Source organism: Arthrobacter sp. THG-b23, from assembly GCF_059091265.1.
This window is the reverse complement of record NZ_JBNHGM010000002.1, coordinates 647422-660497: the sequence shown is the minus strand read 5'-3', so window position 1 is coordinate 660497 and position 13076 is coordinate 647422. Positions and strand designations below refer to the sequence as shown.

At 66.7% G+C, this 13076-nt stretch carries 11 protein-coding genes; 6 read left to right on the top strand and 5 right to left on the bottom strand.

Features of this window, described 5'->3' with window-relative positions:
* The first annotated feature begins 14 nt into the window (after positions 1-14).
* The 3 genes from AC5RVD_RS06760 (at position 15) to AC5RVD_RS06750 (ending at position 3595) form a co-directional block, all read left to right on the top strand.
* Positions 15-1190 (top strand): DUF6716 putative glycosyltransferase, encoded by a 1176-nt coding sequence (locus tag AC5RVD_RS06760; RefSeq protein ID WP_494126440.1) that lies wholly within the window; start codon positions 15-17, stop codon positions 1188-1190.
* A gap of 129 nt (positions 1191-1319) precedes the next feature.
* A complete protein-coding gene (locus AC5RVD_RS06755) occupies positions 1320-2405 on the top strand; it encodes an inositol-3-phosphate synthase (RefSeq protein ID WP_494113578.1) in 1086 nt (361 codons plus the stop codon).
* 89 nt (positions 2406-2494) lie between these two features.
* Positions 2495-3595, top strand: coding sequence for an acyltransferase (locus AC5RVD_RS06750; RefSeq protein WP_494126439.1), 1101 nt, complete (start codon positions 2495-2497; stop codon positions 3593-3595).
* A gap of 75 nt (positions 3596-3670) precedes the next feature.
* Here AC5RVD_RS06750 and AC5RVD_RS06745 read toward each other — a convergent pair whose 3' ends face one another.
* The 3 genes from AC5RVD_RS06745 to AC5RVD_RS06735 all read right to left on the bottom strand — a co-directional run bounded on the left by AC5RVD_RS06745 (position 3671) and on the right by AC5RVD_RS06735 (position 6586).
* Positions 3671-5359, bottom strand: a complete 1689-nt coding sequence (locus AC5RVD_RS06745; RefSeq protein ID WP_494126438.1) for a formate--tetrahydrofolate ligase — start codon at positions 5357-5359, stop codon at positions 3671-3673.
* Between the two features lie 251 nt (positions 5360-5610).
* Entirely contained in the window at positions 5611-5871 is a 261-nt protein-coding gene (locus AC5RVD_RS06740) for a GlsB/YeaQ/YmgE family stress response membrane protein (protein ID WP_494065357.1), read from the bottom strand.
* A gap of 322 nt (positions 5872-6193) precedes the next feature.
* Positions 6194-6586 (bottom strand): hypothetical protein, encoded by a 393-nt coding sequence (locus tag AC5RVD_RS06735; protein ID WP_494126437.1) that lies wholly within the window; start codon positions 6584-6586, stop codon positions 6194-6196.
* A gap of 741 nt (positions 6587-7327) precedes the next feature.
* Between AC5RVD_RS06735 and AC5RVD_RS06730 the strand changes: the two genes are divergently transcribed.
* Positions 7328-8503, top strand: coding sequence for a DUF418 domain-containing protein (locus AC5RVD_RS06730; protein WP_494126436.1), 1176 nt, complete (start codon positions 7328-7330; stop codon positions 8501-8503).
* Here the strand turns inward: AC5RVD_RS06730 and AC5RVD_RS06725 are convergent.
* On the bottom strand, positions 8500-9186 hold the full coding sequence (locus tag AC5RVD_RS06725; protein ID WP_494126435.1) for a histidine phosphatase family protein: 687 nt from the start codon (positions 9184-9186) through the stop codon (positions 8500-8502). The genes AC5RVD_RS06730 and AC5RVD_RS06725 overlap by 4 nt on opposite strands.
* Positions 9187-9188: 2 nt before the next feature.
* A complete protein-coding gene (locus AC5RVD_RS06720) occupies positions 9189-10655 on the bottom strand; it encodes a CCA tRNA nucleotidyltransferase (protein ID WP_494126434.1) in 1467 nt (488 codons plus the stop codon).
* Positions 10656-10758: 103 nt separating this feature from the next.
* On the opposite strand from AC5RVD_RS06720, the gene AC5RVD_RS06715 reads away from it, so the two are divergent.
* Both AC5RVD_RS06715 and murJ read left to right on the top strand, forming a co-directional pair.
* Entirely contained in the window at positions 10759-11283 is a 525-nt protein-coding gene (locus tag AC5RVD_RS06715; RefSeq protein WP_494126433.1) for an NUDIX hydrolase, read from the top strand.
* Positions 11284-11338: 55 nt separating this feature from the next.
* Positions 11339-13036, top strand: coding sequence for a murein biosynthesis integral membrane protein MurJ (gene murJ, locus AC5RVD_RS06710; protein WP_494126432.1), 1698 nt, complete (start codon positions 11339-11341; stop codon positions 13034-13036).
* Positions 13037-13076: the final 40 nt, after the last annotated feature.

The window sequence follows — 13076 nt, the reverse complement described above, 5'->3', positions numbered from 1 at the left end:
AGCCGTTCCGTCTGTTGGCAATTGCCGACAGCGACTCCTACCTGAAGTTCGCCTGCGCCACGCTGGAGGCCGTCGGTGCCGGGTGGGAGCGCGAGGTGCTGCTGGTGCGCTCCCCCATCCTTCCGACACTGGAGCAGACCCAGGCTGCTACCGCCGGGACGTTCCTGGCCGGCAAGGCGCCGCGGGTGATCCCCGCCTCCGGCTTGCGGGCCGCGCTGGCCGGCGCCGACGTCGTGCTGGCAGCAGCCACCGGACCCATTGTGGAGGAAATCTTCACCCAGGCGTCCCGGATGCCGCAGCGGCCGGCCCTGGTGTCCGCGCTGCCCGGCGTCGCCTTCCCCGCGACCCGCAAGGCGCTGAACTACCGGGCGCTCGGCGACGCGTTCATCACCCACAGCCACGCCGAGTGCCGGGCGTTCAGCGACTTGGCCGACGCCATGGGGCTGCCCCAGCGGATCCTGGTTTCGCGGCTGCCGTTCCTGGCCTCGCCCGGCCGTCCGGAGCAGCAGCATAAGCCGCTGGCCTCGGTGGTGTTCGCGCCGCAGGCGAAAGTCCCGGTGGAGCGCGAGCAGCGGGTCGCCATCCTGCAGGCCCTCGCGGCGTTGGCCAGGCGGCGGCCGGAGCTGTCCGTGCGGGTGAAGCTGCGGGCCTGGGCGGGCGAGCCGCAGACGCACACGGAGCAGTACCCGTTCGACCAGTTGTGGTCGGACCTGGTCGCGGCGCGCGCGGTGGCCGGGCACGAACTGCAGTTCTGCACGGGCCCCATGTCGGAACAGCTCACCCCGGGAGCGGCCATGGTGACCGTCAGCTCCACCGCCGCCCTGGAGGCGCTCGACGCCGGCCTGCCGGTGCTCATCCTGGACGACTTTGGACTCTCCGAGCAGATGTTGAACAAGGTGTTCGACGGTTCCGGCCTGGTCGGCAACCTGCAGGACCTGGTGGCCGGCCGATTCGGGCACCCCGACCCGCGCTGGCTGCGGGACAACTACTTCCACGCCCAGTCGGTGCGGCTGGACGAATTGCTGGCCAGCTTCGCGGGGCGCGCCAGGGCCGGAAAGCTGGCGACCGATCCGGAGCGCCTGGCCGCGGTGCAACGCCGCAAGCTGCGCGCCAGGCTGCGCACCGTCCTGCCCGCGCCGGCACTGAGGCTGGTGCGCCGGCTGCGCAACGCCCGGCGACAGCCCGCCTGAGCGCCCAAACCACTCCGCGTACCTGCCCGGGAATGGACAAACCCGCTGATGTGTTGAAACACGGCGTAGACTGGATAGGCTGCCCGCCATCGGCGCGGCGGCCATACAGAAGTGTTTCGAAGGAGAACCGTGGCAGAGAACCCCATCCGGGTAGCGATCGTCGGTGTTGGAAACTGTGCGGCCTCGCTGGTCCAGGGCGTCCACTACTATCGTGGCGCCGACCCGAGCGCAACGATCCCCGGCCTGATGCACGTCAAGTTCGGCGCCTACCACGTCGACGACGTGGAGTTCGTTGCCGCATTCGACGTCGACGGCAAGAAGGTGGGCCTGGATCTGGCTGACGCGATCGGCGCCAGCGAGAACAACACCATCAAGATCGCCGATGTTCCCGCTACGGGCGTCAAGGTCCAGCGCGGGCACACCCTGGACGGCCTGGGCAAGTACTACCGCGAGACCATCGTGGAGTCCGACTACGAGCCCGTGGACATGGTCGCTGCTTTGCGCAAGGCCAAGGTAGACGTCATGGTCTGCTACCTGCCGGTCGGCTCCGAGAAGGCCGCCAAGTTCTACGCGCAGTGCGCCATCGACGCCGGCGTCGCCTTTGTTAACGCACTTCCGGTCTTCATCGCCGGCACCCAGGAATGGGCCGACAAATTCACCGCGGCCGGGGTTCCGATCGTCGGCGACGACATCAAGAGCCAGATCGGTGCCACCATCACCCACCGCGTGATGGCCAAGCTGTTCGAAGACCGCGGCGTGGTGCTGGACCGGACCTACCAGCTGAACGTCGGCGGCAACATGGACTTCAAGAACATGCTCGAGCGCGAGCGCCTGGAGTCCAAGAAGATCTCCAAGACCCAGGCCGTCACCTCCAACACTTCGGCCGTGCTCGGCGACGACGACGTGCACATCGGCCCCTCGGACTACGTGTCCTGGCTGGATGACCGCAAGTGGGCGTTCGTCCGCCTCGAAGGCCGCAACTTCGGCGACGCCCCGGTCTCCCTTGAATACAAGCTCGAGGTCTGGGACTCCCCCAACTCGGCCGGCGTGATCATCGACGCCATCCGTGCCGCCAAGATCGCCCTGGACCGCGGCGTCGGCGGGCCGATCCTCTCGGCTTCCAGCTACTTCATGAAATCTCCGCCGGAACAGTACGACGACGACACCGCCCGCGCGAAGGTCGAAGCCTTCATCCGCGGCGACTCCGACCGCTAAGACGCCCTAAGAACCGGGGCCGGTCCGTTGAGGCCCGGCCCCGGTTCTTCTTTTGCCAGCAGGCGGCGGCTTCCGGGTAGATTGGGCTCATGGCCGTCCCCTCCCTGTCCCCCGCCGGGAAGCTCGGAGGACCGACCCCCCTCCCCCGCCGCAACTACGCGCTGGACATCCTGCGCATTGTCAGCATCGTCGGCGTGGTTGCCATTCACTCCTTCGGTGAACTGGCCGGCGACGATGACCGCCGCCACCAACCGGACTGGATCTGGGCGGCGATCATCGACATTGCCTTCATCTGCGTGGTGCCGGTCTTCGTGGTCATCTCCGGCGCGCTGGTGCTGGCGCCGCGGACGCACGCGGAAGGCGCCATCGCGTTCTACCGCAAACGCGCCCTGCGGCTGCTGCCCGCCCTCGTGGCCTGGCACCTGGCCTACATCTTCCTTGGCAGCCACCTGATGCTCGGACGCGAACTCGAACCGGTCGCCGTGCTGGTGTCCGTCTTCGACACCCACGTGTACCCGCACCTGTACTTCCTGTGGCTGATCCTGGGCCTGTACCTGGTGGCACCGCCGCTTGCCCGCTACCTGCAGCGGGTAACGTTACGACGGGCGGCCGCCGCGACCGGCGGCGTGCTGGTCCTGACGCTGGCGCTGTTCAGCCTCCAGGCCGCCAGCATCCAGTACGAGTGGGGCTGGCAGTACCCCTGGAACATCCTGACCCAGTGGTTTCCTTACCTGGGATACTTCATGGCCGGTTGGGTGCTCACCCAGGTGCGCCTCCCGCGCGGTGCGGTCGCCGCGGCGGGGGGCGCCGCCGTCGTGCTGTCCGTTTTCAACATCTGGCACTGGATCAACCAGGATTCCACGCCGCTGCTCAACATCATCACGCCGTCCAGCTACGTGGGGCTCGGTGTCACCGCGGCAGCGTTGTGCATCTTTGCCTCGGTGTACCACCTGCTGGCCGGGTGGCAGCCGCCGGGCTGGCTGGGCCGGATGCTCGTCCAGCTGTCCAACGCCTCATTCGGCGTGTTCCTGTGCCACTACCTGTTCCTGACGTGGCTGAGCTTCCACGTCTTCCCGGACCGCGATCCGACGCTGCCGCTCTTGTTCCTGAAGTTCTCCGTGGCCACGGCCTGCTCCTTCGCCCTGACCCTGGTTGCGTTGCGGATTCCGGTGCTGCGGCGGTTGTTCTAGGCCGAAGCGGCCGTAGCAAGCCGACGCTGCCGTCCCGGGCCCGAGCTGCAGTACCCAGCCGAAGCGGCACAGGGGCTAGAAGAGTCCGGTGATGACGCCGTCGTCGTCCACGTCCATTCGGCCGGCCGCAGGTTCCTTCGGCAGGCCCGGCATGGTCATGACGTCGCCGGTCAGCGCCACGATGAAGCCCGCCCCGGTCTTCGGGATCAGGTCCCGCACGGTGATGCTGAATCCGCTCGGGGCGCCCAGGACCGAGGGGTTGTCCGTGAAGGAATACTGCGTCTTGGCCATGCACACCGGAAGCTTGCCCCACCCGTTCGCCTCGATTTCGGCCAGCCGCTTGCGGGCCGGGCTGGTGAACTCCACGTGGTCCGCCCCGTAGATTTGCTGGGCGATCGTCTCGATCTTTTTCTCCACGGTCAGGTCCAGGTCGTACAACGGGGAGAACGACTGCGGCTGCTGAAGGACGTCCGCCACCTTCGCGGCCAACGCATCGCCGCCGGGGCCGCCGCCGCCCTGGCCCCAGACATCGGCAATAGCCGCTTCAACACCCTTCTGCCGGCACCAGTCCATCACCCAGTCGAGTTCTTCCGGGCTGTCGGTGGTGAACTTGTTGATGCCCACCACGGGCGTGAGTCCGAATTTGAGTGCGTTGTCCACGTGACGCTCAAGATTGGCGATGCCGGCTTGCACGGCGTCCAGGTTCGGTTCCTTCAGCTGCTCCTTCGGGATGCCGCCGTGCATTTTCAGCGCCCGGATAGTGGCCAGCACCACGATGGCGGACGGGGCGAAACCGCCGGCGCGCGCCTTGATGTCCATGAACTTCTCGGCGCCAAGATCGGACCCGAACCCGGCTTCGGTAACCACGACGTCGGCGAGCCGGCGGGCGGTCTGCGTGGCCAGCAGCGAGTTGCAGCCGTGGGCGATGTTGGCGAACGGGCCGCCGTGCACAAAGGCGGGCGTTCCGGCGATGGTCTGGACCAGGTTCGGCTTGATCGCGTCTTTGAGCAGCATGGCAAGCGCGCCCTGCACGCCCAGGTCTGCCACGGTGACCGGCTTGCGGTCGTAGGTGTAGCCGACGGTAATCCGGGACAGCCGGGCCTTCAGGTCGGCGAGGTCGGACGAGAGGCAGAAGACCGCCATGACCTCGGAGGCGACGGTGATATCAAAGCCCGCTTCCCGCGGCACTCCCTGCGTCGGCCCGCCCAGTCCGATCACTACCTGTCGCAACGCCCGGTCGTTCATGTCCAGCACCCGCCGGAACGTCAGCCTGCGGGGGTCGATGCCCAGCGCGTTGCCCTGGTAGATATGGTTGTCCACCAGCGCCATCAACGCGTTGTTCGCCGAGGTGATGGCGTGGAAGTCTCCGGTGAAGTGCAGGTTGATGTCATCCATCGGGAGCACCTGCGAATAGCCGCCGCCGGTTGCCCCGCCCTTCATGCCCAGGATCGGGCCGAGGGACGGTTCACGGATGGCCACCATGGTCTTGTGCCCGGCCCTGGCCAGGGCGTCCGCCAGGCCCACCGTAAGCGTGGATTTGCCTTCACCGGCAGGCGTGGGCGACATAGCGGTCACCAGAACCACCTGGCCGCGCGGTTCCTGGTGGCCCTCCCCCAGTTTGGCGGGATCAACTTTGGCCTTGTAGCTGCCATAGAACTCGAGGGCTTCCGCCGGGATGCCCGCGGCGTCGGCAATGTCGGTGATGGGCCGCAAAGTGGCGCGCCGGGCAATCTCCAGGTCGGTCAGCGGAGCCGGTTCAGACATCGTCGTCCTTCTTCCTTCGCATAAGCCAAACAGGCGGCAGCGCCGCCACAGCCAACGTATCAGCCGAGCAGGCCGTCGTCACCGGTCTTCGCCGGGACAGAAGAGAAGCCGCAGAACGAGGACTGGTGAGCCGGCTGGAACCAATGATGCGAATCGCCGCCTTGAATCGTCCGGCTCTTCGTCCGTGCAACAAAAAATGGCCTGCCGCGCGATGATCACGCGGCAGGCCATCTCCTGTTTATTTGCAGCCGTTAGCGGCGAACAGCCCGACGACCGGACAGGCTTTCTGCTACACCGATCAGAAGTACCGCAGCAATGACGGCGACGATGAATCCAAGCACGTTCAGCTCGAAGATGTCGCCGGTGCCCAGCAGGTTCGCGATGACACCGCCAATGACTGCTCCGACTATGCCAAGCAGCAGCGTGGCCACGAGCCCTAGGTTCTGCTTTCCGGGCTTGATAAGGCGGGCAAGTGCGCCGATAACCAGCCCTGCAATGATGAAACCGATCATGTTGCCTCCTCAGGTTGCGATGAAACCACAATAAGCATACTTAGTGATCGGTTGCAAAACGTTTCATTAGAGCGGCATCGGTCAGGCGTCGCTCGGATGGCGCTGCCGGGCTGCCTCGAGACGGGGGCCTTCAATGAAACACCGCTGCACTGAATCGTCGACAAATGCTTACGGAGGAGGTGCTTAAAGGCCGAGGCCCGCGCCTGGGAGCAACCCGGGCGCGGGCCTGAAGCTACATCGGGTCCAATGCGACTCATCGGATCCTCCTCGCGGATGTGTCCCCTACAGGACGGCGTATTTATTTGCACTTGCCGGCTGGAACTCAGCGGATGAGCTGCCGGTGCGACAGCAATTCGTCGCGCACCTGTTCCAAGCGCTGTTCGTCAACACACACGTTCTGTATTCGTTTCCACAGCGAGACGCTTTGGCGGAGCTTGCGGATCATGGCATTCACCTCCTGCCGGCCCAAGTAGTTCGGCATGCCCGCTTCTGCGGAAACTTTCCGGCTGCCCGGCGCCGGCCCGGCGGAACCCGGGCTCCCGGCATCGGCACCGGCGTCGCCGGGACTGTCGCGACGGGTGTCCAGGTCGCGCAGGCTTCCGGCGGTGATCACCTCGCCGTGGCCGCGCCGCTCCCCTTCCCGGGCCTGCGTTGGCTCGGGCGGGCGGATGGATCGTTCCGGTGCAGGCAATACGGCTGCATCCAGCGGTTTCATGAGGGGTTCCTCTCTGGGATCGGCGGAATTTTCTCCGGACTGGGTTGGAGTTCGGGCAGGACGCATGGCGGTATCCATCGGGATTTCCGGTGCCGGCGCGGGACCCCCGGCCTTGCTCGAAGCAGGAGCGGGGTCCGCGACAGCGGCAGCGGGGAATGCGGTAAGGGTGCTCATAGCGAAGTCCTCAAGGCAGAAGGTGAGGCCTCCGCGCGGGAGAGCTAGAAAAGAGCGGTGATCGACATACGGCAGCGGATCAAGACTTGAACCGGCCCAATCAGCGAAGTTCTAATGCGCAGAAATGGCGGAGGCGGGTCGTCGGAGCGCGGCGAAGGAGTTAAACACTCCGCCCGGCGTCTTGGTTATATTCACGATTCCCACCTCCCTTTCCTGATAGCGCCAATAGATTGTGTCCGAGTAGAAGCCCCTGATTGAGAAAGTTCAATCGGACTCGTCCAACGTACCCGATTGCTGCTGCTTCTGCCTAGCCGACCGGGGAACTTATTGCGCTTTTTCGCGCAGTACCGGCGTGTCGCCCGCGACACGCCGTACAACGACGCCGGCGCCCCCTTTTAGACCGGTGGGCTTCCCCTGTCAACGGCCCGCTGGTTCTCGCCTCGTCCGGCGGCGCCCCCGGATGATCGCCCGTTCCAGAAGCCGGGCAGGGTTCCTAGACTGGACCCGGATGCGAGCACCCACCCCCGACGGGACAACGGCATGGAAAATGGAGTTCCGCCAGGACCTGTGAACGGAGCTGTGGCCCCGAAGGCCCCGGCCCGCATCAACGAACTTGATGCCCTGCGGGCCTTCGCGCTGCTGGGCATCCTGTGCGTGAACATCTGGTACTTCGCCGACCCGTACGCCGTTACGGGCGGCTCGAGTCCGGAGTTCCAATCCGGTGCGGACACCGCGGTCCGCTTCGCGGTCAGCCTCCTGTTCGAGGCCAAGTTCTACATCCTGTTCTCGTTCCTGTTCGGCTACAGCTTCGTCCTGCAGTGGGCTTCCGCCGTGGCGGACGGCCAGTCGGTGGTCATCAGGACCGTGCGCCGGGCAGCCGGCCTCGTGGTGCTCGGGCTGCTCCACGGCCTGCTCCTGTTCCACGGGGACATCCTGCTCGCCTATGGCCTGCTGGGCCTGGTGCTGCTCTGCACCCGGACGCTTCCCGCGCCGGCCGCAGCCGCAGCCGGCGTGACAGTCATCGGCTGCATGGGAGTCTTCATTGTTCTGCTGGGACTGGTCTCGGCAGCCGTAGGGACATACGGCGGCAGTGCCGCGGGGGTTGCGCCGGCGTTCGGGCTGGCCGGCTCTCCCGCCGACGTTCTGGCCCAGAACGCGTCGCTGTACCCGCTGTCGCAGCCCACCGCCGTGCTCCTCCAGGGCCCGATTGCCCTCGGCGCGTTCTACCTCGGCATGTCGTGTGCCAAAGGACGGCTCTTTGAGCACGGCATCGCAGAACGCACACTCCGCCGCATGGCTTTCGTGGCGTTGCCGGCCGGGCTGGCGGCTTCTGCGTTGCAGGCGTGGCTACAGCATTATGTCGGCGGTGCTGCCATGACCGTGGTGGCCTTCGGCATTTCCACGCTGACGGCGCCGCTGCTGACGGCCGGTTACGTCGGTGCGCTGCTGCTGTCCTTCCGCACTGCGGCCGGACGTGCCCTGTGCACCGTGCTGGCCCCCGCCGGCCGCCTGGCGCTGACCAACTACGTGGGACAGTCCGTGCTGATGGGCCTGGTCTTCACGGGCTTCGGGCTGGCGTTGACCGGCCGGTTGGCCCCGCCCGCGGTGCTCGGCGTGGCGGCGCTCCTCTTTGTGGCCCAACTGCTGGCCAGTGCCTGGTGGGTCAAGAGGTTTCGGTACGGGCCGCTGGAGTGGCTGCTGCGCTGCCTCACCTACTGGCGGCGTCCGGCCATGCTCCGTTAGAGGTTCCAGCCTGCGATCGCGGGCGTCTTCTTGTCCCAGCCCAACCGGCAGACGGCAGCGGTTTCCAGGACAAAGTGCCGGCCCGCGACGGGTTCCAGGCCAAGCCAGCGGGCGGCAAGCACACGGAGGAAATGTCCGTGTGCCACCAGCAAGACCTGCCGGGGCCCCGGCGGTTCGGACGAAGAGGTGGGAAGCGAAGGGGTGGGAAGCGGAGCGGCGGGGGCGGTGCCGCCCCCCGGAGTCTGGCCGTCGAAGGGAGAGCCGGCAGTGCTGTCCAGCACCTTGGCGATTACATGGTCGGCCCGGTCTGCCACCTCTTGCAGGGACTCGCCGCCGCGGACGCCGTGGGTCCAGATGAGGTACGAGGGATCCTTGGCCCGGATGGAGGCGCTCTGAAGACCTTCATAGTCTCCGTAATCCCATTCATGCGCCTCGGCCACCACCTCCGCATCCGGGTAGCCGGCCAGTTCGGCCGTCCGGCGGGCCCGCACCAAGGGGGAGGTCAAAACGGTGTGGAAACGGACTCCCGCCAGCTTCGCCGCGGCGTCGCGGGCCTGCTGGACGCCGGCCGGAGTCAACTCCAGGTCGGCCAACCCGGTGTACCGGTGGTCGCGCGACCACTCGGTTTCGCCGTGGCGCATCAGCCACAACACCGGAAAATCGTGCGGACCATCCACAGTCATGGCTAAGCCTGCTCCGTGTATTCCGGCTGCGCGCGCCACCAGGCCAGCAGTTTTGCTTCTGCCTCTTCCTGCACCGCCGGACCGTTCTCCAGCCGCTCTTCCAGCAGGAACTTGTAGGCGCGGCCGACCAGCGGGCCGGGCCCAATCCCGAGCAGCGCCATGATCTGGGCGCCGTCCAGGTCGGGACGAACCGCTTCCAGTTCCTCCTGCTCCTTCAGCGTGGCAATCCGCTGCTCCAGGTCGTCGTAGGCAAAGGCGAGCCGCTCCGCCTTGCGCTTGTTCCGCGTGGTCACGTCCGAGCGCGTCAGCCGGTGCAGCCGCTCCAGCAGTGGTCCGGCGTCGTTGACGTAGCGGCGGACGGCCGAATCCGTCCACCCCGCCTCCCCGTAGCCGTAGAAACGCATGTGCAGTTCGACCAGCCGGGACACGGCCTTAATGGTGTCGTTGTCGAAGCGCAGCTTCTTCATCCGCTTGGCGGTGAGTTTGGAGCCCACGACATCGTGGTGGCGGAAGCTGACCGCACCCGAGGGTTCGAACCGGCGGGTAGCCGGCTTGCCGACGTCGTGCATCAGGGCCGCGAACCGCAGGACGAAGTCCGGACCCGGCACCGCACCGCCGTCGTCCGTCTCCAGGGCACAGGCCTGCTCCAACACGGTGAGGGAATGCTGGTAGACGTCCTTGTGCCGGTGGTGCTCATCAATCTCCAGCCGCAGCGCCGCGACCTCCGGCAGCACGTAATCCGCCAGGCCGGTGTCCACCAGCAGGTCCACACCGGCGCGCGGGTCCTTGCCGTTGATGAGCTTGGTCAGTTCGTCGCGGACGCGTTCGGCGGAGATGATCTCGATCCGCCCGGCCATGTCCGTCATCGCGGCCTCCACCTCGGGTGCCACGGTGACGTTGAGCTGGGCGGCAAACCGTGCGGCACGCATCATCCGGAGGGGATCATCGGAGAACGACGCCGACGGCGCGCCCGGGGTGCGCAGCAGCCCCGCGTGGAGGTCCTTGACGCCGCCATGCGGATCCACCAGTTCCAGCGACGGCAGCCGCAGGGCCATGGCGTTCATGGTGAAGTCGCGGCGGAACAGGTCGTCCTCCAGGGACGTTCCGAACGCCACCACGGGCTTGCGGGAATCCGGGTCGTAGGCCTCGGCCCGGTAGGTGGTCACCTCGATCATGTGCTGGCCCTTGCGCAGGCCGATGGTCCCGAAATCGCGGCCGATCTCCCAGAACTTGTCCGCCCACTTCTTGACGACGGCGATGGTGGCATCGGGATCGGCGTCGGTCGTGAAATCGAGGTCCGGGGAGACCCGGCCCAGGAACAGGTCGCGCACGGGGCCGCCGACCAGCGAGAGTTCGTGGCCCGCTGCCGCGAACAGTTCTCCCAGTTCGATCACAACGTCCGGCAACGGCAGGGACGGGACGCTGGAACCGGGAGCTGATGCGAACTGCGAACCAAAAAGGTGAACCATAGTGACTTAAGCGTGCCAGATGCCGGGCGCGATGTTTAACAAAGTCCCGGCGGCTCGGCCCCGGCATCATCGGGCCGTTACAAAAATCGTTAGAGTGGACTGCATGGCACACCCGGTTCCGAGCGCCCCGAAGCGCACCCCGCTGACAGCGTCAGTGGGCAGCGCCGCGCCCGGACACCATACGCTGCCCACGGTGGAGGAGATATCGGCCGGCGGCGTGGTGGTCGATACGTCGACCCCGGACCTGAACGTGGCGATCATCGCCCGCTTCAACCGCGGCGGCCGGCTTGAGTGGTGCCTGCCGAAGGGCCACCCCGAGGGCCGGGAGACCAACGAAGAGGCCGCCGTCCGGGAAGTCGAAGAAGAAACAGGGATCAAGGGGCGCGTGCTGGCCACACTGGGCAGCATCGACTACTGGTTCACCGTCAGCGGCCACCGGGTCCACAAGACCGTGCACCACTTCCTGCTCGAGGCCACCGGCGGCCTGCTGACCATCGAGAATGATCCGGACCATGAGGCCGTAGACGTGGCATGGGTTCCGCTGGCGGAGCTGGGCCGAAAGCTGTCCTTCCCCAACGAGCGGCGGATCGTGGACCTGGCCCGGGAAGTCCTGCCCGGGCACCTTTGAGCCCGCACGCCGGGTCCGGCGATCCGCCCGGTTTCAGGTGAGAACATAGAGGACGATGTCCGAGACCCAGACCCCCTCCCCCAGTGCGACCGTGCAGCACAGCACAGCCAAGTCCAGTGCCATCATGGCGGCCGGGACCATGGTGTCCCGCGTCCTGGGCTTCGTCCGCACCGCCCTGCTGGCGGTCGCGATCGGCGCCAACACGACGATGGGCGACATCTTCGAGAAGGCCAACACCATCCCGAACATCATCTACCTGCTGCTGGCGGGCGGGGTGTTCAACGTGGTGCTGGTGCCGCAGATCATCAAGGCCAGCCAGAAGAGCGACGGCGGCGCGGACTTCGTCAGCCGCCTGCTGAGCCTGACGCTGCTAGTACTGGCCGGGATCGCGCTGCTGGCGACGCTGCTGGCCGCGCCGATCATCACCGCCCTGACCCGGGGCTGGACCCCGGTGATGCTGGAACTGGGCACCGTCTTCGCCATCTGGTGCCTGCCGCAGATCTTCTTCTACGGGCTGTACGCCGTCGTAGGCCAGGTGCTCAACGCCCACGGCCGGTTCGGCTGGTACATGTGGGCCCCTGCCCTGAACAACGTCGTCGCCATCGGAACGCTGGGGTTGTACATATCCCTCTACGGCCGCTACCTGCCCGCGAAGGACAACCCGGAGCTTTGGACCAGTTCCCAGACGATGGTGCTGGCCGGCGGCACCACGCTGGGCATCGTGCTGCAGGCACTCATCCTGTTGTGGCCACTGGGACGGCTGGGGCTGGGCCTGAAGCTCAAGCTCGGCTGGCGCGGCATGGGCTTCGCAGCCACCGGAAAGGTCGCGCTGTGGAGCCTGGCCACCATGGTCATCGCGAACACCGCGTACCTCTTTTACGGGTCGATCGCCTCGGGCGCCACGGCCGCGCGCGCCGAGCTGGCCGGGCCCGGCGCCTCGGTCCCCGGCGAGTACGCCCTGAATACCGCCCAGCTGATCGCCATGCTGCCGCATTCGGTCTTCGTCCTCTCGGTGGCCACGGTGCTGTTCAACCAGTTGTCCCGCCAGCAATCCATCGGTGCGGTGGACGACGTCCGGCACACCGTGAACTCGGGGCTGCGCACCATCGGTGTCGCCACCGTCTTCGGGTCGGCCGCTGTGGTCGTGCTGGCCGGGCCGCTGGCCCGGCTGTTTGCCGGATCGGGCCCGACGGCGGCGGCCTCCGCTGCGTCGATGGGTCAAGTCCTCGCCATCCTGGCGGCAGGCATGCCCTTCATGAGCATCTATTTCTTCCTGGGCCGCGTGTTCTACGCGGAGGAAGACGCCAGGACGCCGTTGATCATGCAGGCGATCTGCTCCGGCGCTTCGGTGGTGCTGGCCGTGCTGATCGCCTGGTTGATTGATCCCACCTGGGTGGTCTACGCGCTGGCGCTGCTGTTCACGGTGTTCCACGTGGTCTCGGCGGTACTTGCCCACTACTTTGCCCGCCGCAGGCTGGGCGACTACGGCGCGGGCCGCGTGGTGGATACCTACATCCGCCTCGGGTATGCCGGACTGGGCTCGGGTTTAGTGGGTGCAGGGGTCCTGTGGCTGTTCGGCGGTTACGCTACCGGCGGATTCGCGTGGCAGTCCATCGTCACCGCCATGGTGACCATCGCCGTCGTCGGACTGGTCATGGCAGCGGTTTACCTGCTGCTCCTGCGCGCGCTTCGGGTCGACGAGCTGCAGGAGTTCCTGCGGCCGATACTTAAACGGTTGCCCGGACGCGCCTGACAGAAGCGGGTATCGACTCCGGCACCGGATAGCATGGAAA

What these genes read in the sequence shown, in the direction of transcription:
- AC5RVD_RS06740 (WP_494065357.1), bottom strand. Translation starts at nt 5,871, where the DNA reads ATGATCGGTTTCATCATTGCAGGGCTGGTTATCGGCGCACTTGCCCGC.
- AC5RVD_RS06720 (WP_494126434.1), bottom strand. Translation starts at nt 10,655, where the DNA reads ATGGTTCACCTTTTTGGTTCGCAGTTCGCATCAGCTCCCGGTTCCAGC.
- AC5RVD_RS06750 (WP_494126439.1), top strand. Translation starts at nt 2,495, where the DNA reads ATGGCCGTCCCCTCCCTGTCCCCCGCCGGGAAGCTCGGAGGACCGACC.
- murJ (WP_494126432.1), top strand. Translation starts at nt 11,339, where the DNA reads ATGTCCGAGACCCAGACCCCCTCCCCCAGTGCGACCGTGCAGCACAGC.
- AC5RVD_RS06745 (WP_494126438.1), bottom strand. Translation starts at nt 5,359, where the DNA reads ATGTCTGAACCGGCTCCGCTGACCGACCTGGAGATTGCCCGGCGCGCC.
- AC5RVD_RS06735 (WP_494126437.1), bottom strand. Translation starts at nt 6,586, where the DNA reads ATGAAACCGCTGGATGCAGCCGTATTGCCTGCACCGGAACGATCCATC.
- AC5RVD_RS06715 (WP_494126433.1), top strand. Translation starts at nt 10,759, where the DNA reads ATGGCACACCCGGTTCCGAGCGCCCCGAAGCGCACCCCGCTGACAGCG.
- AC5RVD_RS06725 (WP_494126435.1), bottom strand. Translation starts at nt 9,186, where the DNA reads ATGACTGTGGATGGTCCGCACGATTTTCCGGTGTTGTGGCTGATGCGC.